This is a genomic window from Methylocaldum sp. RMAD-M, from assembly GCF_017832375.1.
Taxonomy (GTDB): Bacteria; Pseudomonadota; Gammaproteobacteria; order Methylococcales; family Methylococcaceae; genus Methylocaldum.
Genome location: NZ_JAFIBZ010000005.1, coordinates 117,783 through 143,274, shown reverse-complemented (window position 1 = coordinate 143,274; position 25,492 = coordinate 117,783). Strand labels below are relative to the sequence as shown.

19 protein-coding genes are annotated in these 25,492 nt (G+C 54.9%); 11 read left to right on the top strand and 8 right to left on the bottom strand.

Annotated features, from left to right (window positions below; translation table 11 throughout):
* Nucleotides 1-18: 18 nt before the first annotated feature.
* The 8 genes from argA to JOD69_RS07195 all read right to left on the bottom strand — a co-directional run bounded on the left by argA (nucleotide 19) and on the right by JOD69_RS07195 (nucleotide 13,006).
* Nucleotides 19-1,359 (bottom strand): amino-acid N-acetyltransferase, encoded by a 1,341-nt coding sequence (gene argA, locus JOD69_RS07230; RefSeq protein WP_210023823.1) that lies wholly within the window; start codon nucleotides 1,357-1,359, stop codon nucleotides 19-21.
* A 7-nt stretch (nucleotides 1,360-1,366) separates the two neighbouring features.
* Entirely contained in the window at nucleotides 1,367-2,533 is a 1,167-nt protein-coding gene (gene argE / locus JOD69_RS07225) for an acetylornithine deacetylase (protein WP_086134977.1), read from the bottom strand.
* Nucleotides 2,534-2,537: 4 nt separating this feature from the next.
* A complete protein-coding gene (gene ilvD, locus JOD69_RS07220) occupies nucleotides 2,538-4,235 on the bottom strand; it encodes a dihydroxy-acid dehydratase (RefSeq protein ID WP_077730397.1) in 1,698 nt (565 codons plus the stop codon).
* Between the two features lie 193 nt (nucleotides 4,236-4,428).
* Nucleotides 4,429-5,121, bottom strand: a complete 693-nt coding sequence (locus JOD69_RS07215; protein WP_133716720.1) for a TIGR04211 family SH3 domain-containing protein — start codon at nucleotides 5,119-5,121, stop codon at nucleotides 4,429-4,431.
* A gap of 190 nt (nucleotides 5,122-5,311) precedes the next feature.
* On the bottom strand, nucleotides 5,312-8,068 hold the full coding sequence (gene prsT / locus JOD69_RS07210) for an XrtA/PEP-CTERM system TPR-repeat protein PrsT (RefSeq protein ID WP_210023822.1): 2,757 nt from the start codon (nucleotides 8,066-8,068) through the stop codon (nucleotides 5,312-5,314).
* 9 nt (nucleotides 8,069-8,077) lie between these two features.
* Complete coding sequence (prsR, locus tag JOD69_RS07205) at nucleotides 8,078-9,430, bottom strand: PEP-CTERM-box response regulator transcription factor (protein ID WP_205780766.1); 1,353 nt, start codon at nucleotides 9,428-9,430, stop codon at nucleotides 8,078-8,080.
* Nucleotides 9,427-11,532: an XrtA/PEP-CTERM system histidine kinase PrsK gene (prsK, locus tag JOD69_RS07200; protein WP_210023821.1), complete on the bottom strand. Its 2,106-nt coding sequence runs from the start codon at nucleotides 11,530-11,532 to the stop codon at nucleotides 9,427-9,429. The genes prsR and prsK overlap by 4 nt, the downstream gene beginning before the upstream one ends.
* 79 nt (nucleotides 11,533-11,611) lie before the next feature.
* The gene (locus tag JOD69_RS07195; protein WP_077730393.1) at nucleotides 11,612-13,006 is read right to left on the bottom strand and encodes a TIGR03013 family XrtA/PEP-CTERM system glycosyltransferase; all 1,395 of its coding nucleotides are present in this window, start codon (nucleotides 13,004-13,006) and stop codon (nucleotides 11,612-11,614) included.
* Nucleotides 13,007-13,830: 824 nt separating this feature from the next.
* Here JOD69_RS07195 and tviB point away from each other — a divergent pair.
* From tviB to lpxA, 11 genes are all read left to right on the top strand, one after another.
* Nucleotides 13,831-15,108, top strand: coding sequence for a Vi polysaccharide biosynthesis UDP-N-acetylglucosamine C-6 dehydrogenase TviB (gene tviB / locus JOD69_RS07190; RefSeq protein ID WP_077730392.1), 1,278 nt, complete (start codon nucleotides 13,831-13,833; stop codon nucleotides 15,106-15,108).
* A gap of 18 nt (nucleotides 15,109-15,126) precedes the next feature.
* The gene (locus JOD69_RS07185; protein ID WP_077730391.1) at nucleotides 15,127-16,137 is read left to right on the top strand and encodes an NAD-dependent epimerase; all 1,011 of its coding nucleotides are present in this window, start codon (nucleotides 15,127-15,129) and stop codon (nucleotides 16,135-16,137) included.
* A gap of 141 nt (nucleotides 16,138-16,278) precedes the next feature.
* Nucleotides 16,279-16,818 carry a molybdopterin-guanine dinucleotide biosynthesis protein B gene (gene mobB, locus JOD69_RS07180; protein WP_086134981.1) on the top strand — a complete coding sequence of 180 codons (540 nt, stop codon included), beginning with the start codon at nucleotides 16,279-16,281 and terminating at the stop codon, nucleotides 16,816-16,818.
* Entirely contained in the window at nucleotides 16,805-18,064 is a 1,260-nt protein-coding gene (gene glp, locus JOD69_RS07175; protein ID WP_086134982.1) for a gephyrin-like molybdotransferase Glp, read from the top strand. Before mobB ends, glp begins: the two co-directional genes overlap by 14 nt.
* A 58-nt stretch (nucleotides 18,065-18,122) precedes the next feature.
* Nucleotides 18,123-19,130: a UDP-glucose 4-epimerase GalE gene (galE, locus tag JOD69_RS07170; protein WP_086134983.1), complete on the top strand. Its 1,008-nt coding sequence runs from the start codon at nucleotides 18,123-18,125 to the stop codon at nucleotides 19,128-19,130.
* A gap of 13 nt (nucleotides 19,131-19,143) precedes the next feature.
* A complete protein-coding gene (gene rlmM, locus JOD69_RS07165) occupies nucleotides 19,144-20,223 on the top strand; it encodes a 23S rRNA (cytidine(2498)-2'-O)-methyltransferase RlmM (protein ID WP_240507086.1) in 1,080 nt (359 codons plus the stop codon).
* A gap of 130 nt (nucleotides 20,224-20,353) precedes the next feature.
* A complete protein-coding gene (gene phoU, locus JOD69_RS07160) occupies nucleotides 20,354-21,082 on the top strand; it encodes a phosphate signaling complex protein PhoU (protein WP_077730387.1) in 729 nt (242 codons plus the stop codon).
* Nucleotides 21,083-21,248: 166 nt separating this feature from the next.
* Complete coding sequence (gene bamA, locus JOD69_RS07155; protein WP_077730386.1) at nucleotides 21,249-23,549, top strand: outer membrane protein assembly factor BamA; 2,301 nt, start codon at nucleotides 21,249-21,251, stop codon at nucleotides 23,547-23,549.
* Nucleotides 23,550-23,719: 170 nt separating this feature from the next.
* On the top strand, nucleotides 23,720-24,229 hold the full coding sequence (locus tag JOD69_RS07150) for an OmpH family outer membrane protein (RefSeq protein ID WP_077730385.1): 510 nt from the start codon (nucleotides 23,720-23,722) through the stop codon (nucleotides 24,227-24,229).
* 48 nt (nucleotides 24,230-24,277) lie between these two features.
* On the top strand, nucleotides 24,278-24,718 hold the full coding sequence (fabZ, locus tag JOD69_RS07145; RefSeq protein ID WP_077730384.1) for a 3-hydroxyacyl-ACP dehydratase FabZ: 441 nt from the start codon (nucleotides 24,278-24,280) through the stop codon (nucleotides 24,716-24,718).
* On the top strand, nucleotides 24,715-25,485 hold the full coding sequence (gene lpxA / locus JOD69_RS07140; RefSeq protein WP_086134984.1) for an acyl-ACP--UDP-N-acetylglucosamine O-acyltransferase: 771 nt from the start codon (nucleotides 24,715-24,717) through the stop codon (nucleotides 25,483-25,485). The genes fabZ and lpxA overlap by 4 nt, the downstream gene beginning before the upstream one ends.
* The last annotated feature ends 7 nt before the right edge of the window (nucleotides 25,486-25,492 follow it).

The window sequence follows — 25,492 nt, the reverse complement described above, 5'->3', positions numbered from 1 at the left end:
ACGGGTCTGATTAATAACTCAAGATCGCGAAAGCTCGAGCGGCTTGATCAATACCTTGGAGGCGCGTTGGAGGCTATAAGATGCCCGACGCGCCTCGGGCAAATCGGCAGTGTTCGCCGGTTCGAAACCGCGTTCCCGGAACCAGTGCGCCGTTTGAGTGGTCAGCGCGAATAGCCGATCCAGATGCAGGGTGCGGGCCTTCGCCTCCAGATATTCGAGCAAACGCTCGCCCCGCTTTTCGCCGCGGTAGTCGTCATGGAGCGCGAGGCAGGCCAATTCTCCCATCCGTTCTTCCCGGAACACATGCAACGCGGCGCAGCCGATAATCAGTCCGTCCCGCTCGATCACCACGAAATCGTGGATATCGGTTTCCAGCCGTTCGCGGGAGCGCGGCACCAGTACGCCGGCTTGCTCGAGCGGCGCGATAAGATCGAGTACCCCCGCAACGTCCTGAACCTTCGCCGGGCGCATGGTTTCGAACGGCGTTCGGCTAATCAGCGTTCCGATACCGTCTCGGGTGAACAATTCGAGCAGTACGGCGCCGTCGATGTGGCGATCGAGCAAGTGAGCGCGCTGTACACCTTCGCGACACGCCCTGACCGCAGCTTTGAGGTGCGGAATAACCTCCTTGTTCGCTAAGGCGCTTTCGTCTTTCAGCAATTCCTCGGCCTCGCCGGTGGTAAGCTGCCGAATCAGCTTCCCGTCGGAACTGGAGATGCAGTCTTGTTCCGTCAACAGCAGCAGCTTGTCGGCCCTGAGGGCGATGGCGGCCGATGTCGCGACCTGTTCGGCATTGAGGTTGAACACCTCGCCGGTGGGCGAGTAACCGATCGCGGAGAGCAACACGATATCGCCCCGGTCCAGTGCTCCGCGAATCCCGTCGACATCGATGCGCCTCACTTCTCCGGTGTTCTGGAAATCCACGCCATCCCGAACGCCCACCGGCTTTGCCGCGACGAAATTGCCCGAGGCTACCCGGATACGCACACCGGCCATCGGCGAATTGGCTAGGCCTTGCGACAACAATGCCTCGATTTCCACCCGAACCGTTCCCGCAGCCTCCTTGACGCATTCGAGCGCCGTTTTATCGGTGATGCGAAGTCCTTGATGATAATTCGCCTCGACGCCACGGAATCTCAGACGGGCGTCGATTTGGGGGCGAATCCCGTGCACCAGAACCAGGCGCACACCCAGTCCGTTGAGCATGGCGAAATCGTGGATCGCGTTAGGGAATCCGCTATCGGCAACGGCTTCCCCGCCGAACGACACGACGAAGGTTTTTCCCCTATGAGCATGGATGTAGGGCGAAGAATCGCGAAACCAGCGAACGAAAACGTCGGGAGAAGTCGATGAAGGCATTTTCCGCTCAAGCCTCGGGCCGGATGCAAAACCGTTCGATCAAACGGCTCAGGATATCGGTTCCTGCACGGATATGAGTCATCGGAAGATACTCGTCGGGTTGATGGGCCTGTTCGATATGGCCCGGCCCCATGACGACGGTTTGCAGCCCGAGCCGTTTCAGAAACGGGGCCTCGGTGCCGAACGCGACGGCGCCGGAATCGTAGCCGCTCAATTCCTCGCAACACCGGACGATTTCCCCGTTGGCATCGCTCTCGAACGGCGGCAATCCCTCGAACATGCGGCGGATTTCGAGGGAAAGCCCATTGGCTTGGGCCAATACCGGCTCCAGCCGTTTTACCAGCTTCTCGTGCAAATCCTCGAGCTCCATTCCCGGCAACGGGCGAATGTCGATCTGGGTTTCGCAGTGCGCGCAAATGCGGTTGGGATTGTCTCCGCCGTGGATAGAACCGAGATTCAGCGTCGGATAATCCACTTTGAACGCCGGATTGCGGTGCCGAGCCCTGAGCTCGGCACGGAAAGCCAGCAATTCCGACAGTACGGCGTGCATGCCATCGATCGCGTTCGCGCCCAAGGAGGGATCGCTCGAATGCCCGGCCTTTCCCCTCACCACGATGGATTCGAGCATGACGCCCTTGTGCATGCGGATCGGCTTGAGACCGGTAGGCTCCCCAATGACGGCGTAACGCCCGAGTTTCACATTGTCCGCTACCAGGGATTTCACTCCCGACATCGAACTTTCTTCGTCGGCGGTCGCGAGAATGACCAACGGATGTCGAAAGTCCTTGGCTTCGAAGCGGTTTGCCGCCTCCAAGGCCAGCGCAAAGAAGGATTTCATGTCGGCGCTGCCGAGGCCATAAATACGACCATCCTTTTCCACGGCCTTGAAAGGGTCCGAAGACCATAATTCGGGATCGCAAGGAACTGTATCGGTATGGCCTGACAGGACTAGTCCGGTGGGATCCTCGCGACTGCCCAGGGTTGCGATCAGATTGGCTTTGCGATCGCCGATAGCACGGATTTCGACAGAAAAGCCCAGTCCGCCCAGCCACTCCGCCAAAAGATGGATGACCGCAAGATTGCTTTGGTCGTAATGGGGATCTGTGCAACTGACCGAGGGGCGCTCGATGAGCGCCCCGATCATTTCGAGCGTTTCCGGAATGGCCCGGTTCACGACCTTAGATGTCCTCCAGATTCATATCGGTTACCGCACCTTGGGAGGCGGACGATACGAGCTTGGCGTACTTGGCGAGCACCCCTTTGGTATAGCGCGGCTTGGGCTGGCGCCACTCCGCGAGCCGAGAGCGTATTTCGTCCTCGCCGAGGTGCAATGTGATTTCGCGCCTTTCGGCGTCGATGGTAATGGTGTCGCCGTTACGAACGATCGCCAGAGGGCCGCCCGCATAGGCCTCGGGCGTAATGTGACCGACGACGAAACCGTGGGTGCCGCCGGAAAACCGCCCGTCGGTGATGAGCGCCACATCCTTGGCCAAGCCTTTGCCCATGACGGCGGAAGTAGGCGAAAGCATTTCGCGCATGCCGGGACCGCCCTTGGGTCCTTCGTAGCGTATGACGATGACATCGCCTTTCTGCACCGTCCCGTCTAAGATCGCCTTCAGGGCCAATTCCTCACAGTCGAAGACCCGCGCCTGCCCGGTGAAGGAAAGCCCTTCCTTTCCGGTGATTTTGGCAACGGCACCCTCGGGCGCGAGATTGCCTTTCAGAACCACCAAATGGCTGTCCTTTTTGATCGGGTTATCGAGGGGACGTATCATCTCCTGCCCATCGGGATACGGACGCACGTCCGCCAAATTTTCGGCGAGTGTTTTACCCGTTACGGTGAGGCAGTCACCGTGCAAAAGTCCCGCGTCCAGCAACATCTTCATCAAAGGTAAGATGCCGCCGATTTCGATCAGTTCCGCCATGGCGTAGCGTCCGCTCGGCTTGAGATCGGCCAGCATGGGTACTTTCTCGCCGATGCGGGTGAAATCGTCCAGCGTCAGATCGACGCCGCAGGCGTTGGCCATGGCCAAGAGGTGCAACACCGCGTTGGTGGACCCGCCCAACGCGATGACGACCGTAATGGCGTTCTCGAAAGCCGGTTTGCTCATGATGTCGCGGGGGCGGATGCCGAGTTCCAGGAGCTTGAGCACCTGCTGGCCGGCTCTTTCACAATCCGATTGTTTGTCCGGCGAAACCGCCGCCTGGGCGGAGCTGCCTGGAAGACTCATGCCCAGCGCCTCGATGGCCGAAGCCATGGTGTTTGCGGTGTACATGCCGCCGCACGAGCCCGCACCGGGAATGGCCTTGGCCTCGATCTCTTTCAATTGAGCGTCACCGATCTTGTCATTGGCGCGAGCACCGACCGCCTCGAATACCGACACAACGTCGAGTTTCTTATCGCCAAGACAGCCGGGCAGAATGGTGCCGCCGTAGACGAATACCGCGGGACGGTTGAGGCGCGCCAGCGCGATCAGGCAACCCGGCATATTCTTGTCGCAGCCGCCTATGGCCACGACACCGTCGAAGCCCTGACAGCCGACGACCGTCTCGATGGAATCGGCGATGACTTCTCGGGACACCAGCGAGTACTTCATGCCCTCCGTGCCCATCGAGATGCCGTCCGAAATGGTGATGGTATTGAAGATCACGGCCTTGCCGCCGCTTTGATCCACACCGCGGGCTGCGTCGTCCGCCAGACGGTTGATGTGCATATTGCACGGCGTCACCATGCTCCAGGTGGACGCGATGCCGATCTGGGGCTTTTTGAAATCGTCATCCGAAAAACCGACCGCGTGCAGCATGGCCCGGCTCGGCGCCCGTTCCATACCGTCGACGACCTGGGATGAAAAGGAACGGGTTTCTTTATCGCTCATCAGTAATCTCCAACAACAGGACTTAGCCGATTTACGGCTTGTAACACAGTAACAAATCGACTGGCGGCTTAGAGGCCATTATGAACTTTCAAGGATGATCCGAAGAATCGAGCATTCGGCGCAAACGTGGGTAGTCTCGACAGGTTTGCCTGCTTCTGTAATTCAATCCGTTAAGCCGAAATCATTACAGGCGCTAGAACGAACCCCAAGCACTTTTCTTGCGCCAGCTCATGCGCGGCAGGACCACTCCGAGCACGATGCCCCCGAAAAGCACTCCGGCGCCGATCATAAACCAATCTTGACGATGATCCTCATCCAAAGCCTGCTTCTCCCGGCGAATCGTATCCAATTCCCGTTCAAGCTTGATAACGCTTTCCCGCAGCATATCGCGCTCGGCCTGGATTTGGAGAACATTGGCAGAGGCCTGACGTATCGCCATCAGTTCGGTGTTCAGGCGGGTAGTCTCTGCTTGAAGTTGTTGGGCTGTCTTATCGGTACTTTGTTTCCCTGATGTTACGGTAGACAGTTCACTTTTCAGCCGTTTGTTTTCTTCCAATGCTGTCTCGAGTTTTTTGGTCATTTCGTCCAGCTGGTTGATAGCGATTGGCTGATCAGAAAGATACCGACTGAGTATCCATCCCTCCTCACCGCTGTCCAACCGCACGAAGGAATAACCCGTCTGGGGATTTTTCTCGAGCACGTTAACCGCCGTGCCCGAAGGCACCATTCTTACAATCTTGTGTTGTAAGCTCTGACCCCGGCGCAACTGAACTTCCAATCTGTCGGTGACATAGGCCTTCTCGGCGGCGTAAATCGTGACAGGGGCAGAAAGAATAAGTACGAAGAGAATCGTTGTTAACGTATTTTTTTGCATCAGCAGAGCCACTTAACGTTCTAGCAATAGTTAAAGGGTGAGATTTGATTTCTCGCCACGACCGACCCTAGCATGAAAAGCCACAGCGCAGAAGAATTCTCTCGGGCAACATTCGGGCCGGCCCGTATCGCTCTCGCCCGGGCAACGCACATTCCGGCACCGAGAAAGTGTCGCGCTTTTTTTTACCCGCTCGGTTGCGACACTACATTCCCTTGAGCAGGATCTCGGCTTTTTCCCGTTCAGCAAAATTTTTCTTCTCCTTCAACAGGCGCTCCAGTTCCTTGCGTGCCTCGTCTTTCCGCCCAGACTTAGCCAAAGCCTCAGCCAAATGAATACGAATCTGCGCCACATGGGGTGCATGCACGGCAGCGTCCTGCAGTAAATTCAGGCCTTCTTTCTGTTTTCCGTTCTGGACGAAAATCCACCCGACCGTATCCATGACTTCCGGACGATTCTCGGATGCCGGGAGCAATTTTTCGGCTAAAGGCAAAGCCTTGTCGCTGCCCAATTCTTGATACAACCAGGCCAGGTTATTTTGGACGAGCGAGTTTTCCGGCTTCAGGCTTTGAGCTTTTTCGTAAGCCTCCACGGCTTCTTTCCGTCTCCCGGCCTCCTGATAAGCCATAGCTAGCATCATCCAGGACTCGACGTCGTCTTGGGACGATTGCAGCCAATGAGTCAGCCCGTCAAACGCCTCGGTATCCTGCCCCAAAGCATGGCGCGTCTGAAACAACCGCCGCGCCAAGGCCGAGTTCGGAGCCAATTGGAAAGCCTTTTCATAAGACGCGAGCGCTTCCTTGAACAGCTTCTGAGCGAACCGAATGTCGCCATCCATTTGGAAGCCCACAGCTAACTTCGGGTGCTTGGCCTTGATATCTTCCGCTATTTTTAATGCTTCTCGGTAATTCTTGTCCTGAAGGTTGAACTCCGCTTTAGCTAAGAGGGCCGGCATATAATCGGGAGCTTGCTTCAAAACACTTTCCCATTCGACCCTAGCCGCTTGCTTTTCGCCCTTTTTATACAGGACTTGGGCCAATTGATGGCGATATTCCGGATTCCCCGGAACCTTGCTCACCAATTTCTTAAACGTGGCGATGGCACTTGCTCCCTGGTCGTTGGCCGATTGAGCCAAGCCCAGACTTTGAAGCGCCAATGGGTGATCGGGATTATTGGCTTCGGCATCGCGAGCAACCTCCAACGCCTGCAAAGGCTTACCCTGTGCCAGGAAGTATCGGGACAGCAACACCGACGGCTGCAACACCTTTGGATTTCTTTCGCGGGCCTCCTTGAGATGTTTCTCCATATTTTGATAGTCCTTACGCATTTCGGCGATCTGAGCCAGACCGATGAGCGCCGCCAAGTTTTTCGGGTCGCGTTGGAGAATCTGTTGATAACGTTGGGACGCGGCATCATGGTTGTTGCCCCTGAGTTCAAGCTTCGCCAAATTAAGCGCGGCGGTAGCATAATCGGGATTGAGCTTCAATGCCGCCGTCCAGTGCTCGCGCGCCTTATCCGTATCGCCCTTGGACATATAGGCGGTGCCAAGCAAATTATCCGGCATTGGGTCGCCCGGCATCTTGCTCATCAGTTTTCGTGCCGCCTCGATCGCTTCATCCGGCTTCTTCTGCTGGATCAAGGCTAGGACCAACATGACGTCCGCTTGCAACAGGTTTTGATCCAGGTCGACGGCGGATTTGAGATCGACCACGGCCTGTTCCATTTGCCCGGACGCGATACGCCCTAGGGCCAACTGCGCTTTGACCGCCGCTACATCGGGAGCGAGTTCGGAGGCTCGATCCAGATACTCCGTAGCTGAGTCGTATTGTTTGCCCTGGAGGTAAGCGCTGCCGAGAAGAGCGAGAAACTGTGGATCGTTGGATGCCTGATCCTCGACTCCCTTCAATAGTTCGATGGCGTCATGGGCGCGTCCCAATTTCATCCGTGTCGCGGCCAGCAGCTTTGCCGCAGGCAGATGCTTTGGAACGGCTCCGAGAAATTGAGAAAGATTGTTCTCCGCGGACTCGTATTTCCCCTGTTGGTAAGCGATCGTGCCCAAAAGCAGCCTGCTGGGCGGATGATTCGGAAGCGCGTTGGTTACTTTGACGAGGGCGTCTTCGGCCTCTTGAAATTCCTTATTCTGAAAGGCTATGACCGCATGAAGATACAGCGCCAACGGCACATCTCCCGCCGCTTTTCGAACCGCATCGACATCTTTTTGCGCATCGTCCGCCTTACCCGAGGCGAGATAAACCGTAGCCCGCCCGAGCCGTGCCCGTATGTCGAAAGGCTGGACCTCGAGCGCCCTGGTGAAGGCATCGGCCGCCCCGGTCAGGTCGCCATCCAGCCGCTTGGTTTCTCCCAAAATAATCCATCCGCTTACATTCTTGGGATCCTTGACAATGGACTGATTGGCGTATTCGATCGCCTTCTTGTACTGTTTTTGCTGCACCTCAAGCATGGCAAGTCCCAACAAGGCGTCGCTCGCCATCGAGTCGAACTTCAGGGCGGCATCGAAGCTTTCCTTTGCCTGCTCCGGCTCCCGCAGGGCGATTTGAGCCAAACCACGAATGCCGTACACTTGAGCGCGAATCGTACCGGTCAAATCGTCTTCCGGCTTGATTTGGTCCAGAACGGCTTTCGGCTTGTCCTGCAACAGATAGGCCCGCGCCAGAGGAATGATCCACTTTTCTTTTGACGCCCCCAAGTCTCGGGCTTTTTCCAACTCTTTGACCGCCGACGGGCCATCAGCCAACTTGAGATACGACTCCCCGATCAATATGCGCGCGTCGGCATTTTCCGGGTCGCTCTGCAGCAAGTTTTTCAGCTGAATGACCGCCGCCTTAATCTCACCCTTTTGGATGTAATCCTGAGCCTGCTTGAGCAGGTCCACTTCGGCTATCGCCCAGTCGTGACCGATGACCGACGTTAGCAGGATAAGCGCCTGAAGCGTGCGGACCATATCAACCTCCTAAATCTTAAGATTGAATTTGCTCAAGAGTGCATAAAGCGTTGGGCGTGTAATCTCGAGGATTTCAGCCGCTTTGGTGACGTTTTCGCCGGCTTCGCTCAGGGCAGCGCAAATCGCTTGCCTTTCGGCCATGTCGCGAGCCTCCCGCAAACTCCATAAGCGCCGTTTGAATTCACCCGGTGCAAGCTCCATATCCTTGGCATCAATGAGAGGACCCGAGGCCATCACCACCGCTCTCTTGACCTTATGCTCCAACTCCCGAACATTTCCGGGCCAGTGATAGGTTTCCATGGCGGCCAGCGCTCCATCGCTGAAACCGAGGATGTTTGCACGACGCATTTGCTGCGCAAACTTGTCCAGGAAAGCGCGCGCCAAAACCGCCACATCTCCGGTTCTTTCCCTGAGCGGCGGAATGTTGATGATCATTTCGTTGATGCGGAAATAAAGGTCTTCTCGAAACTTTCCTTCACTGATCAGCTTCGAGAGATTTTGGTGGGTGGCGCAAATCAAGCGCACATCGACTTTGATCGGCTGCCGTCCTCCGACCCGCTCGACGACCCGTTCCTGCAGCACGCGCAAGAGCTTCGGTTGTAGCGATAGAGGGATATCGCCGATTTCATCGAGAAAAAAGGTTCCGCCATCGGCCAATTCGAACTTGCCCTTGGTTTGTTGAGTCGCGCCGGTATACGCCCCCTTCTCGAAACCGAACAGTTCGCTTTCCAATAAGCTATCCGGGATCGCAGCCGCATTGACGGCAACAAAAGGCTTTTTCGAACGCGGGCTCAACGCATGAAGCGCGCGTGCGAGTACCTCCTTGCCGGTACCGCTCTCACCCAACAGCAGCACAGTAATATCGGTCGGCGCCAGACGCTCGATCATGCGACAAACTTCGTGCATCTCGGGACTGGCCGCGATGACGCCTTCCAACGGGTTAGTGATGTGCATCCGCCGAAACTGCCGGTTTTCTTCCTCGAGGCTGTAAAGGCGAAATGCCCGCTCCACCACGAAAGACAAGGTTTCCGGATCGATCGGCTTTTGATAGAAGTCGTAAGCGCCGAGCCCGATGGACTTGACCGGATTGACTTGATCGTCGTTACCGGTAATGACGATGACCTTGGTTGTCGGCGCGATGGATAGAATCTCGCTGAGCACCGCGAAACCCTCGCTCACGCCGCCCGGATCCGGGGGTAATCCAAGATCCAGCGTAACAACCGCCGGTTGATTACGCTTGACCGCCGCGATTGCGGATTCTCGGTCGTCCGCCATCAGAACTTTGTATTGCTCGAAGTTCCAGCGAAGTTGACTTTGTAGCCCAGGATCGTCTTCGACGATCAACAGCGTTTGCTCGCTCAAGCGGAATTCACCTCGTTTAAGGCAAGCTCGTCGGAATTGGAAACGACGGGAATCGAGAAGCTGAACAGCGTGCGCTTGCCCGGTTCGCTTGTCACGCTGAGTTCCCCACCCAAAGAACGTATATATTCGCGGCTCTCGTACGCACCGATGCCCATTCCGGTCACTCCCTTCGTGGTTTCGAAAGGCTTGAACAGGCGAGTACGGATAAACTCTTCGTCCATGCCTCGTCCATTGTCCTCGATTTCAACGGCAGCATGGCCGGTCTTACTCATCTTCATTCGAATATGCACCCGACCGTTCTTGCCGGCGGCATCCTGAGCGTTCTGGATAATATGCTCGAAAGAAGACGCCAGGCGGTCGCGATTGGCTCTAACCAGGATCGACTGCCTAAACATATCACACGTGGGAATTGGCGCCTGAGCCTTCCGCGACTCCAGCACCTCACGAACAAGCGCCCCGAGGTCAATCACCTTTTCCGACTGCGCTGAGCCGGAGTTTTTCAATTGGGACATCAGCCGGCTCATTTTCCCGACCGCATGATCCACCGTTTTGATGGCATCTCGCATAAATTCGGGATTGTTGTGATGTCGCTCCGCATTGCGCACCACCAAGCTTAGTTGCGCAATAAGGTTTTTCAAATCATGGATGATAAAAGCGGAAAGCCGGTTGAAACCTTCGAACTGTCGAGCTTCGGCCAGAGCCCGGCCGGCATCCTCGAGCGCCAGATAGCTTGCAGCCAACCGACTGGAGGTCTTCAATAGGTCTATGACTTCCCAATTCCAGTGTATCGGAGTACGAGGACGAGTCAGCAGCAACAGTCCCGACATACACCGTTTCTGCTGAAATAACGGCACCAGCAACCATGCGTCGGAAGCGGGTTCGAGCCACATAGGCCGGTTGAGTCCGTCATAAGCCTCCGGCATCGTCACCATCTCGGGCAAATTGACGATCCACTCCTTATCTTCCATGTAGCGAATTACCGCATCGCCCCCATCGACCAGAGGGACATCGAGCTCCGGTTCTCCGAAGCTCGCCCGCCAGACTAAATGCCCGTTCGATTCCCGGACCCAAAGCACACCGCTAGGACTCTCCACGGCTTGCCCCAAAGCCACGATTATGCGTTCTTCGAGCGCTAACCCGGAGCCGGTATCCGAGAGCATCGTAATGATTCGAAGCCACTCCTCCCGGTAATCGTAGGCATAGTTAAAGAAATTCTTGCTTAGAAAAACTCTCGTGCGGGCCCGCATCTGCCCCGAAAAAAGCAGCAATGCGAGTAACAAGAACGCCCCGACCAGAAAAACGATTTGCGCGACGGTTCCCCATTCCCCGCCGTAAATCTTGATGTAATATCCGGCAGTCGCCATGAGCAACAAATAAATGCCGGCCCCGAGCAGAGTCGCGGAATGAAAGACGACCTGACGGGAAACGAACACATCCACCGACCACTGCGGGTTACGGGCGGCAGAAACGATGAAGAGGGGAGGCAACAGGGCTGAGACAGCGCCGCGCGCCAGCCATAGATCTGGATTGATGCGCTGGAACAACAAGGCGTCCGAGTAAAGATAAAAGTCGTAGGCGAACATTCCTCCCAACGCGAAACACAGGAATTTGATCCGCCACCGAAGATCGGTCCGGATATTGCGAAAATATTGTTCGACCAATACCAGACCGATCAAGGCCAAGCCGACGTGGCCGCAGAGCTGAAACGCAGGCTGAAAAACGTCCGGATAGTATCGTTCCAACCCCGGAGAAATCCAGACATAAACCACCTGGAACCCTACCGCCAGATGAACGCCCCGATTGATGATTCTCGACGTTGTCGAATTCGAATCGGCGCCGGCATCTTTAAGCGGGTTGAACAGCTTGCTGAGGAAGAGCAGCCAGACATAGGTGCGGACGATTTCGACCGACCAAACGACTGCCGCGGGGAAAAAGTGAAAGATTTCCTGTATCGCCAGAACGCCGGACCAGGCCGTGGTCACGAATGATGCCAGGACCAGCCAACGTCCGGTAACATTGCCGCGCCAGCTGACGAGCAATAACGCGCTTAAAAAAAGATAAGCGAAGAAACCTGCCAGATAGCTGGCGGCGCCGACAGTCATGCGTCCTCTGCGTTAAATAAGAATGTTCCGCGAATAAGCGTAGTCAGAATATCCGGAACCAACTTTTCTAAGCGGGCATTCAGCGAGCGCCCTTCCCCCAAACAACCACTTCGATCGTCTGCAACATAATAAGAAAGTCGAGAAAGAGACTGTAATTCTTGACGTAATACAAGTCGTACTGCAGCTTCTCGATGGCATCCTGATAATTCGACCCATACGGATAACACAGTTGCGCCCAGCCGGTAATGCCCGGCTTCACCCGATGGCGTTCCGAATAATAAGGAATGGTTTCTGCGAACTTTTCTACGAATTCAGGCCGCTCCGGACGAGGTCCGACGAAACTCATTTCACCTTTCAGGACGTTGAACAGCTGCGGCAATTCATCAATGCGAGTCTTTCGGATAAATCGCCCCACCCGGGTGACACGATCGTCGTTCCGTGTTGCCCAGCGCGCTTTGCCGTCTTTTTCGGCATCGGTGCGCATGCTCCTGAACTTTATCACCTTGAACAACCGCCAATTTTTCCCAACGCGCACCTGGTGGTAAAACACCGGCGCACGCCAACCGCTCTCGAGCACAATCGCCAAAGCGGTCAGCAACATGATGGGCCAGCTTACCGCGAGTAAAGCAAGGCTTGCCAATACATCGAATGCGCGCTTGGAAAGCTGCTGAAAGCCGCTGTACCGGAACCCGTCGGAAAAAACCAGCCAACTGGGATGCAGACAGTCGACTCGAATCAGCCCCGCCTCACGCTCGAAGAAGTGCAAAAGATCCACCACTTCCAGACCATTCATCTTGCAGTCCAAAATCTCGTCTACGGCAAGCCCTCCCCGGCGATCATCCGGCGCGACAACGATCTCATCGATATCGTGCGCGATGGCGAATTCGTTGAGAGGCATTTCCAACGCACATAGGCGGTGAGGTTCTATCCGACTGACATCTCCACCCATTTGCACAAAGCCGATAACACGAAAGCTCGGATTGGACGCTTTGTTTTCGAACTCTTGAATCATGTTCGCGTTGTAACCGGCCCCTAAAACCAACACCCGGCGCCTAAGCTCCTGCCGGTCCACGAACTTTAGAAACAGGAAACGCGAGAACAGCGTTAAAACCAGGGCCGATAGCAATGCATAGCCGAATACGCCTCGCCCCACGAAAATCGTCGGAATGGCATAAAAGACCAAACCCATCAGAACCGTACCGAGCACAAAACTGGCCAATACGCGAAGCAGCAAACCCGCATCGCCTCCGTGCTGTGCTCGTTGATAAAGCCCCATGCCGGTAGTGCTTGCCAGCATGAACGTGCAGAACAGCGCGGACGGATTGGTCAGTTCGATCGCCGAAAGGCTGCTTTGGAAATCCGGAAAAAATCGTAGAACCGACCCCATATAAAAGGCCGAAAAGAAAATACCGCAGTCCAGCAGGAAAATAACGACATAAATGCTTGAAATATAATGGCGAAAAACGCGGATCATAAATCTTGCCGATTCCTAATCAGATAGTTGCTGCCAGAGCGTACGAAGCTGCCTTATTCCGACAGAGCTACGGGATGAGAATCGGCCGATCAATTTCGAAGAAAAATTGTATCGAGGTCATACTCAAGCAATGTTCAAGACTGCGATTGCGCGGCAAATCAGTGCTGGCTTACTCGATGAATATCGAGTGAACTGTTCTTATTTATGCTCGCCCCCTAGCGCACGGATTTCTCTTATGCCTCAACACTCACCCCAAAGACGAATGCACTCGAGACTAGTCCGGGCTACGCTCGGCGGAGACCTTAAAGTGCATTTGTCTCCGCGATCTTCCAAACCCCAAGTCGACAAGCCGATAGATATTCGGCTTGCGGTCGTAATCGGGCCACAACTTTAACACATTCGCTTCGTACTAAAAGCGCACCTGATTTTGGATTTTTCATTCAGGAATTCGAGCTTACGATGCATGCCAGCCTTTTAAGGCTACCGCTCGGAAACGATGCTTACCGCAAACGGCCGAACAAGAACAATACGTCAACGTCGCCAGTCATTTCCCAATTTCATCTGCATCCCCACAATGCAGGGCGCTTATCGAACGACTCGAAAAACTTCCCGCTTCGATGACCGTCCTTTAGAATTGAAGGCGACATTGCGTTATCGGCGTCGCAAACAGTTCCGTCTTTCATGAAATCGTCTCGCTTTAAATCCGATACCGGCCGACCATGGGACTGAATGCGCGTTGTCAAGGCTTAGTCGTCACAAGACTCCCAAAATATAATCTAAGCTTTCGCTGAATTTCCATGATTTCTCACTCATTTGGAGGCATGATGCGCTCGCTCGCTGAAACGAAGATCGGCATAATCGGACTGGGCTATGTAGGACTTCCGCTCGCTGTGGAATTCGGCAAGCACTTCGATACCGTAGGCCTGGATATCAACGCCCAGCGCATTGCGGAATTGAAAGACGGACTCGACCGATCGCTCGAAGTCGACGCCGAAGAACTCGCCAGCGTAAAACGACTGAGCTATACGGCCAATCCCGCCGATCTCTTGAGCTGCAACGTCTATATCGTTACCGTCCCGACCCCCATTGACGAACACAAACGTCCGGATCTGACTCCCCTGGAAAAAGCCAGCGACACGGTCGGCAAGCTTCTCTCGAAAGGCGATATTGTCATTTACGAATCCACGGTTTATCCGGGAGCAACCGAAGAAGTCTGCGTACCGATCCTGGAGGCTCGATCGGGATTGAGCTTCAACCGGGATTTCTACTGCGGTTACAGCCCCGAACGCATCAATCCCGGCGATAAGGAACACCGCGTGACCACCATCAAGAAAGTCACGTCGGGCTCGACCTCGGAAGTCGCCGACTTCGTCGACGAGCTTTACCGAAAAATCATCACGGCCGGCACTCACAAAGCCAGCAGCATCAAAGTCGCCGAGGCGGCGAAAGTCATCGAGAACACGCAGAGAGACGTGAACATCGCGCTCATCAACGAGTTGGCGATCTTGTTCAACAAGTTGGGCTTGAACACGTTAGAGGTTCTCGAGGCCGCCGGAAGCAAGTGGAACTTTCTTCCCTTCCGTCCAGGTCTGGTCGGCGGGCACTGTATCGGTGTCGACCCGTATTACCTGACCCATAAAGCCCAAGAAATCGGGCATCACCCCGAAATCATCCTGGCCGGTCGCCGCATCAACGACGGCATGGGCGAGTATGTCGCCAGTCGATTGGTCAAACTAATGACTCGGAGGCGCCTTCAAGTCTGTCAATCAAACATTCTCATCATGGGATTGACCTTCAAGGAAAATTGCCCCGACATTCGGAACACACGGGTAACGGACATCATCAAAGAACTTGAGAGCTACAATGCTCGGGTCGATGTTTACGATACGTGGGCGAATCCCGAGGAAGTCAAGGAAGAATACGGCATCGATCTCGTCAGGGAGCTTCCGGCCGGAAAGTACGATGCCGTCGTGATTGCCGTCGCCCACCGGGAATTCAAAGCCATGGGCGTCCAAGCCATTCGGGCGTTGGCAAAACCCGACGGCGTCTTGTTCGATGTCAAGTACGCACTGCCCCACGACATCGTAGATGATTACTTATAATTCACAGGGACATCGCCAATGAAAGTATTGGTCACAGGAACGGCGGGATTTATCGGCGCAGCGCTGGCGCAGGTGCTATTGGCACGCGGGGACGAGGTTATCGGCATTGATAACGTCAACGATTACTACGATGTCGGTCTCAAGGAAGCGCGGCTCGCCCGGCTCAAAAGTCACCCCGGCTTCACGGAAATCCGCATCGCCCTGGAAGACCGCGAGCGTCTGAATCAGGCGTTTGCGGATCACCGGCCGCAGCGCGTGGTGAATCTTGCCGCTCAAGCCGGGGTGAGATATTCGCTGACGCATCCTCATGCATACATCGATGCGAATCTGGTGGGTTTCTGCAATATGTTGGAGGCGTGCCGGCATCACGAGATCGAGCACCTAGTCTATGCCTCGTCCAGCTCCGTTTACGGTGCCAATACCGCCATGCCGTTTTCGGTCCACCACAACGTCGACCACCCGGTGAGCCTGTACGCGGCCACGAAGAAAGCCAACGAACTGATGGCGCACACTTACAGCCACCTCTATGGCTTGCCTACCACCGGCCTGCGCTTTTTCACCGTGTACGGCCCTTGGGGCCGCCCGGACATGGCTTTGTTCATGTTCACCCGGAACATCCTGGCCGGTAAGCCGATAGACGTCTTCAATTTCGGACATCACCGCCGCGACTTCACCTATATCGACGATATTGTGGAAGGCGTAGTCAGAGTTCTTGACAACATCGCGGCGCCCAACCCGAATTGGAACGGCGACCACCCCGATCCCGGCACCAGCAAGGCGCCGTACCGCCTTTATAATATCGGCAATCACCAGCCGGTCGAACTCATGCGTTTTATCGAAGTTCTGGAGGATTGCCTCGGCAAGAAAGCCGAAAAAAACCTTCTTCCCATGCAAAGCGGCGATGTACCCGACACCTACGCGGATGTGGACGATCTTATCCGTGATGTAGACTATCGGCCGGCAACGCCCATAGAAACCGGGATTTCCAATTTTGTCGGGTGGTACAAAGATTACTATCGTGTGTCCTAGCCGGGCGATGAGGAAAACAGACCCTGAATCGCACTTCCGAAGCGGACACCCATTGGAATGTGAGAGTCTGTGCACTGGCGCCCGGCAAAATCGTCGACTTGCCTCTCATCTCATTTGCGATCCGTCTATCGCTCCATCTGAATGCTGAATTTCCGCAATGCGCAGGTGCCGATACTAGGCTTTGCAGCTTTCAGCGGCACCGGCAAGACCACGCTTTTAAAGAAGATCATCCCGCTGCTCCGATTGAACGAGCTTAGCGTCGGACTTATCAAGCACAGTCATCACAGCTTCGAAATAGATTATCCCGGCAAAGACAGCTACGAGTTGCGGAGGGCCGGAGCAAACCCGGTCATGCTGAGTTCGTCGCACCGCCGCGCCATCATCACGGAACACCGGGTAATCCGAGAACCGACGCTAGCCGAGGAACTGGCCTATTTCGACCAGACCGGCCTGGACCTGATCTTGGTGGAAGGATTCAAGCGAGAACGCTTCCCGAAAATCGAGTTGCACCGTCCTGCTCTCGGCAAACCTCTTTTGTTTCCCGCCGACGACACCATCATCGCGATCGCAACGGACGCCGAACCGGCGGTTGAGCCCAACATACCGAGACTCGATATCAACGATCCGGAACAAATTACCCGTTTCATTTACCAGGAATTTCTTGCCCATGCGCGAGTGTGATTGCTGCTCCGAGAAACAGTCGCAACCCTTGGCATTGGACGAAGTGCTGAATCGGATGCTCAATGCCATATCGCCCGCGGCGGGAATCGAACAGATCCCTTTGAAACAGGCGCTCGGCCGTATCTTGGCGGAAACGGTCTACGCATCGACCGACCTTCCTCCTTTTTCCAGCTCGGCTATGGATGGCTACGCGTTAAGAGCCGATGAAATCCAGGAAACACCCGTGCTTCGCGTCGTCGGTACCGCTTGGGCAGGCCAGCCTCATTCGGCTCCGATCTCGGCCGGGGAGTGCGTGCGGATTTTCACCGGCGCCGCGCTCCCGGAAGGCGCCGATGCCGTGATCATGCAGGAGCACGCGCACCGCGACGGGGATCGAATTCGAGTCACCGAAAAAACCAAGCCGGGCGAATGCATTCGGTCTCGCGGGGAAGAAATAAAATCCGGCGACCGGCTTCTTGACGAGGGACAACGTCTCGGCCCCGCCGAATTGGGACTATTGGCGTCGATCGGCAGTCCCTCGGTTTCCGTCCGCCGCAAACCGCGCGTCGCTTTTTTTTCCACCGGCGACGAGCTCCGCCCTATCACCGAACCGCTGGCATTCGGCGAAATTCATGACAGCAACCGTTATGTGCTGGATGCATTGTTAGCCGGGTTGGGGGTCGAAACGATCGATATGGGCGTGACGGGAGATAACAAGGAAGAAATCCAACGCGTTCTGCTGGAAGCATCGAACCAAGCCGATGCCGTCATCACCTCCGGTGGCGCCTCGGTGGGCGATGCCGATTTCATCACTGAAGTCGTAAAAGAAATCGGCCACATCGATTTCTGGAAAGTCGCCATCAAACCCGGAAAGCCCTTCGTTTTCGGCCGGATCAATTCGAGCTTTTTTTTCGGTTTGCCGGGAAATCCGGTATCTATGATGGTGACGTTTCAACAACTGGCTCGCCCCGCACTGCTGCGCCTGATGGGCGCATCGATCGTCGAACCCTTGCGGCTCCGGGCCGTTTGCACCAATCGTCTTCATAAACAGCCCGGGCGACTGGAATTCCAGCGCGGCATTTATCGCCGCGACCCGAACGGCATCTTCACCGTGACCGGCCTGGGCGGTCAAAGCGCTTCACAGATGACCTCCATGAGTTCGGCCAACTGCTTCATCGTTCTTCCCGTCGAAAACGCGGGAATCGAAGCCGGCCAAACCGTGGACGTAGAACCTTTTCACGGCTTCCATCAAGCGATCGGATCCTGAGAAGCGCGCCGTTCACCATGATCACAAACCCCACCAATCCACCAACGAGGAGCACGATATGGAAAGAAAAGGCGTTTTAGTCACGGGCGGTGCCGGTTATATCGGCAGCCATTTGGTCAAGCAATTGGGTGAAATGGGGGAAATGGGGGAACGCCTGGTGGTGCTCGACAATCTCTCCACCGGCTTCAAGGAAGCCGTGCTGTATGGAGATTTCGTCGAGGGCGATACGGGCGACACGAACTTGGTATCGCGAATTTTGCGCGACTACGAGGTCGATTCGGTACTTCACTTCGCCGCCCACACCATCGTTCCGGAGTCCGTATCCGATCCGCTGAAATATTACGGCAACAATACCTGCAAGACGCGCAATCTACTGGAATGTGCCCGCGATGCCGGCGTTAAACATTTCATTTTCTCTTCGACCGCCGCCGTATACGGCATTCCTAACGAACCCTACGCATCCGAGTCGTCGCCGACCGCACCGATCAATCCCTACGGCGCATCGAAGCTGATGAGCGAGTGGATGCTTCGGGACCTCTCGGCGGCAACGGACCTGAAACATGTCATCCTGCGGTATTTCAACGTGGCCGGTTCCGATCCGGAAGGCAGGATCGGCCAATCGACCCGCAAAGCGACCTTGCTGATCAAGGTCGCGGCGGAAGTAGCCGTCGGCAAGCGGGAAAAATTATGCGTTTTCGGTACCGACTACCCGACCGAGGACGGCACCGGTGTGCGGGATTACATTCACGTCAGCGATCTCGCCGACGCTCATATTCAAGCCTTGACCTATTTGCGCAACGGTGGCGACTCGGCCACGCTGAATTGCGGCTACGGACACGGCTATAGTGTCCGAGAGGTCATCAACGCGGTGAATCGAGTAAACGGAAAGCCGATCACGGTGGAGGAAATGCCAAGGCGTCCCGGGGATCCGCCTCAGTTGGTGGCGGCGGTCGGAAAGATCCGGGAATTGCTCGACTGGACACCGCGCTACGACGACCTGCCGTTCATCGTAAAGACGTCCCTGGACTGGGAAAAGAAACTTATCGAACATCCTTGGGGCAATTAGAAGCAACTTGGGCTTGAATACCCTAAACACCGATATTCCCCGCTCCGTTCTACTCTATTGCCGCGGCGGATTTGAAAAGGAATGCGCCGCCGAAATTTTGGAGCGAACCGGCGAACTCGGGGTATCCGGCTATGTAAAGGCGAAGCCCGACAGCGGCTTCGTGGCATTCATACCGCATGCCACCGAAGCCGTTTCGCTACACGACAGAGGTCTTCGGCTCAAAGATCTAATCTTTGCACGGCAACTGGTTTTTGCGTTGGGTCCCTTTACCGAGCTTCCCGTCGCCGACCGCACGCAGCCCTTGCTGCAAGCGGCCCGGCACTTGGGAGACCGGTTTTCAGAGGCATTCCTCGAAACCGCGGACACCAACGAAGCAAAATCGCTCGCGGTCTTCTTGCGCAAATTCGCAGCACCCTTCGATCGCGCATTTAAAGACAGCGGATTGCTCGGCAGCCCATCAGATCCCCGCCTGCACCTCTTTTTTCTTAGCTCTATCGCCGCCTATGTCGGTATTTCGATACCCGGCAACTCTTGTCCCTGGTTAATGGGCATTCCCCGCCTGAAATTTCCCCGCGGTGCACCAAGCCGATCCACGCTCAAGCTGGAAGAAGCCTTTCTGACTTTTCTCGACGATCCGAAAGAGAGCCTTAGCCCCGGCATGACGGCGGTCGATCTCGGTGCAGCACCGGGCGGCTGGACTTTTCAGTTGGTCAAGCACCATATCAAAGTCACCGCGGTCGATAACGGAAAACTCGAACCCGCCTTGCTGGACACCGGTCTGGTGGAACACCTGCGGATGGACGCATTTCGTTATCGTCCTCCCAAGCCGGTAGACTGGCTGGTTTGCGACGTGGTGGAACAGCCTGCCAGAATCGCTGCCCTGATCGGCGAGTGGACTGCTCTGGGCTTATGCCGAAGAGCCATATTCAACCTGAAGCTGCCGATGAATAAGCGTTACGAAGAGGTCAAGCGCTGTCGCGAAATCATCGAAGCACGATTAGGAAGAACACTTAACGATTATTCTCTCGCGTTCAAGCAGCTCTACCATGATCGGGCCGAAATTACTGGCTACATTTCGCGGCATATCCGATGAAAACTGGATTTTCCCATTTGGCGCTTAGGGATGGCAGACCGTGGCGCACGAGCTTTCATGCGCCGGAATGAGTTGATAGAATGCGGGACGGAGACATCTCCGCCGTCGATAACCCCGATCACCCAGCACGATGACCAATTTCTTCGATACCGACAACTTGCATCAGCATATTTCCAAGCAGTATGACCACGAGCTGCTGGACATCCGCAATCGGGTGCTCACCCTGGGCGGGCTGGTCGAGGAACAAGTCGAGTCGGCCGTAACCGCACTCGTGAATAACGATGTAGAGCTGGCCGAACGTGTCATCACCGACGACTACAAGGTTAATTCCCTGGAAGTTTCGATTGATGAGGAATGCACTCAAATCATCGCCCTACGCCAACCCACCGCCCGCGACTTGCGGTTAGTGGTAGCGGTCATCAAAACCATTACCGACCTCGAGCGGATCGGGGACGAAGCCAAGCGCATCGCCCGGCTGTCTATCGATCTTGCCAGCCATTATCCGAAGAAGAACCAGTTGACCGAGGTCGAGCAACTGGCGAAACATGTGCGCGGATTGCTTCGAGAGGCGTTGGACTCTTTCGCGCGCATGGACGTCGATGAGGCCTTGCGCGTCGTTCAGGAAGACAGGATGGTGGATCGGGAATACGAAAGCATCATGCGCCAGCAGATCACGTATATGATGGAAGATCCCCGAGCCATTCCGGTGTCGCTCGATATCATGTGGTCGGCCCGGTCGCTGGAGCGCATTGGTGACCGCTCCTGTAACATTTGCGAATACGTTATTTACTATGCCAAAGGCAAGAATATCCGGCACATCAGTATCGAGCAGGTGGAGAAAGACTTGCGGGAAGCCTGATGTCATCGCCTTGGACTTCAAGGATTTTGGATTCCCTTCCATCAGCGAAGATTGAACTCGCCAGGATCGTCATGGATTTGATCGCAAGCGTGTAATGGGCCATATCCATTAGATTTTCCGAGCTACTTATACCAACCATCCCCTGCGATCCCAACTCCCCTAATCCATGAACCGCTACAAACTAGCGAAATTGCTGTTGTTAGGGATTTTCTGTTCCTTCTCTGCCTGGGGGCTCGAACCGTTCGTGATCGAAGACATACGTGTCGAGGGGTTGCAGAGAGTTTCAGCCGGTACTGTGTTCAATTACCTCCCGGTCAAAGTCGGCGACCTTTTCGACCAGCGGCAGTCGGCGGAATCCATCAAAGCCTTGTTCAAGACGGGCTTCTTCAGGGATGTTCGACTGGAACAGGACGGAAACGTCTTGGTCGTCGTCGTCGACGAGCGTCCTTCCATCGCGAATGTGAAGATCGAAGGCAACAAGGACATCAGCACGGAAGACCTCACAAAAGCCTTAAAAGGCGTAGGACTTTCCGAAGGAAAAGTATTCGATCGCCAAATCCTCGATAAAGTCGAACAGGAACTCCGCCGACAGTATTACAGCCGCGGAAAATACGGGCTGAAAATCGATTCGGTTGTGACCGACCTTCCGCGCAACCGAGTCTCGGTCAACATCAAGATTTCCGAAGGTAAGGTCGCCAAGATCAAACAGATCAATATCGTCGGCAACAATACCTTTGACGATGAAGAGCTCCTGGAACAATTCGAGCTCAGCACGCCGAACCTGCTTTCGTTCTACACCAAGAACGACCAATACTCGAAGCAAAAACTCTCCGCCGACCTGGAGCGTTTGCGATCGTATTATTTGGACAGGGGCTACATCAACTTCGAAATCGAGTCCACCCAAGTTTCCATTACGCCCGACAAGAAAGAAATCTATATTACGATCAATGTCAAAGAGGGCGAGGTCTACTCGGTCAACGAAGTCAAACTGACAGGCAAACTGATCGTTCCGCCCGAAGAGTTGACACCACTGGTCAAGATCGGCCCGAGCGATACCTTCTCGCGCAAGCTGGCTACGGAAACCTCCAAGGCAATATCCGATCGCTTGGGCGATGAAGGGTATATATTTGCGAACGTCAACATGGTGCCCGACATCAATGAGGCGCAAAAAACCGTTTCGATTACCTTCTTCGTCGATCCCGGCAAACAGGTTTATGTTCGCCGCGTCAATTTTCACGGCAACACCAAGACACGGGACGAAGTACTGCGGCGCGAAATGCGCCAAATGGAGGCGGCTTGGGCTTCCACCAGCAAGATCGAGCGATCCAAAACCCGACTGGAGCGGCTGGGCTATTTCCAGGAGGTCAACGTCGAAACGCCGGCCGTCGCCGGAACCACCGACCAGATAGACGTCAATTACAATGTCGTGGAAAAACCGTCCGGTAACCTGATGGCGGGCGTCGGCTTTTCCCAGGCGCAAGGCATCATTTTTAATGCCAACATTACTCAGGACAATGTCTTCGGCACCGGCAAAAGGATCAATTTCACATTCAACAACAGCAGCGTCAATACGATTTATCGACTCGGTTATTTCAATCCGTACATGACCCTGGACGGCATCAGCAGCGGTTTCGATCTCAGCTACAGAAACACCGATGCGTCGCGAATGTACCTTGCTCGTTACAACACCGACGTCGCCTCCGCGGGGGCCAACCTCGGTATTCCGCTGAACGAATTCGACAGTCTGCGCTTCAACCTGGATCTTGAACACACGAAGCTCGATGCCGCATCCAGATCGTCGCAGGAGATTCTCGACTTTATCGAAGAAAACGGCGACAAGTACAACACCTTGACGATGGCGGCCGGCTGGGTTCACGACACCCTGAACCGAGCCATCTTTCCGACGAAGGGTGGATCCCAGCGCCTTTCAATACTGGCATCGGTGCCTATCAGCGACCTGAATTACTATAAAGCCAGCTATAAGCTTCAGCACTATTTCCCGATCGCGAAGGATCTGACCTTCATGCTGGAGGGTGAAATCGCTTATGGCGATGGTTACGGCGATACCGGAAGCCTGCCGTTTTTCGAACATTATTTCGCGGGAGGTCCTCAGTCTGTCCGGGGCTTTCGACCCAATACACTGGGTCCGCTCACCAAGCCCAACAACCAGGGGCTCGGCGGCAACCTCCCTTTCGGGGGATCGAGCAAATTGGTCGGCACCGCCGAACTCTTCTTCCCGGTGCCCTTCATGCAAGACAGCAAGAACCTCCGTCTGGGGACATTCATCGATGCCGGCAATGTTTTTGACGGTACCTATGATTTAGGTGAAATCCGCTACTCCGCGGGACTTTCGGCCAAGTGGCTGTCACCTTTCGGCGCTTTGGGTTTCAGTATCGCGCAACCTATAAACGCTAGTGGCAGAGACGATGTTCAAAACTTTCAGTTCTCGTTCGGCTCCGGATTCTGACGATCCCGCCACGGCACAAGACGATGTCGAGAGTCGCTGGGCGCTGAACAGTTCTTGTATAATCCGTGAGAGACAACTCGGCGAATTTCAATTCCAAGACTATTAAGCTTCAATATTTCTTCCATCAATAACCTTTCCATTAACCGAATTTTCGAAGTGAGACTTAGAACATGTTAAAGAAAAGCATTGGTTTTGCACTGCTTGGCTTATTGGCGAGCATGAGCCTTGAGGCCGCCGAACTCAAAATTGGATTTGTCAATGTCGCTCGGTTATTGGAAAAGGCACCGCAGGCGGAAAAAGCCAAGAAAGAGCTGGAACGGGAATTTGCACCGCGCGACAAGAAACTGGTTACCGAGCAGAAAGCGATCAAATCGATGGAAGAAAAACTCGCCAAGGATGCCGCGATAATGAGCGATTCCGAACGGCAAAAAATGGATAAAGAAATCATCAGCCGTAAGCGCGAAGCCAAGCGCTTGCAAGACGAGTTTCGAGAAGATTTTAATCTCCGCCGTAACGAAGAATTGACCCAATTGCAGAAAGAGATCTTCGAAGCCATTCAATCCCTGGCCAAGGACGAGAGCTTTGACCTCCTTTTGACGGATGGGGTGGTATTTGCCAGCGAAACGGTTGACGTGACCAGCAAGGTCGAGAAAAAACTCAGAGATAGCTATAAAAATTAATTCGGCTGAGCTGTAATCTCATCCATACCCGAAAAAGGAAAAGCGCCTTTGGATATTCAAAAAATAAAAGAGTATCTACCTCATCGATATCCTTTTCTTCTTGTGGACAGGGTTCTTGAGGTAGATCCCGGCAAGCGGCTCTTGGCTTTCAAGAATGTGACCTATAACGAACCTTTTTTTACTGGACATTTCCCGGAACTGCCCATCATGCCCGGGGTTTTGATTATCGAGGCGCTAGCTCAGACGACCGGCCTGCTTGCATCGGAAACCGCACCGGATGTCTTGGGAAAAGGGATGGTTTACTACCTTGTCGGCCTGGACAAGGTTCGTTTTAAGCGCCCGGTCGTTCCAGGCGACCGTCTGATGCTGGAAGCGACTTATCTGCGTCACAAGCGGAATATCTGGGCGTTTTCCTGCCGTGCCGAGGTCGACGGGGAATTCGTAGCCAGTGCGGAAATCATGTGTGCGGCGGCGGAGCAGGAGTCTTGATTCATCCCACAGCTATTATCGATCCTTCCTGTGAGCTAGCGAACGACGTCCGTGTAGGAGCCTACGCGATCATCGGACCCGATGTCCGAATCGACTCCGGCACCGAAATTGGTCCTCATGCGGTTATCAAAGGGCCGACCCGTATCGGAAAACATAACCGGATCTTTCAGTTCGCTTCCGTGGGGGAAGACCCACAAGACAAAAAGTATCATGGTGAAGTCACCTATCTCGATATCGGCGATCGCAACGTCATTCGCGAGTACGTCACGATTCATCGCGGCACTGTTCAAGATCAAGGAACTACCCGTATCGGTGATGACAATTTGCTGATGGCATACACCCATGTCGCTCATGACTGCGTCATAGGCAGCCATGTCATCATGGCCAATGCCGCTTCGCTCGCGGGCCATGTCCGCGTGGACGACTACGCCATATTGGGTGGCTTTTCGCTGGTACACCAATTTTGCAAGATCGGGCAACACAGCTTTTCCGCCATGGGCAGCGTCATTACGCGCGACATTCTGCCTTATGTCATGGTTGGTGGCTGCCCCACGAAACCCCACGGGATCAATACGGTGGGACTGGAGAGACAAGGTTTTAATCCCGAATCGATTCGGCAGATTCGCAAAGCCTACAAGACTGTGTACAAGTCCCGGCTAAAACTCGACGAGGCAATCCAGCAACTCGACGAGATGACTTCCGAAACGCCCGAGATTCAAAAAATGGTGGACTTCCTCAAGCAAACCGGCCGGAGCATCATCCGCTGATAGACGG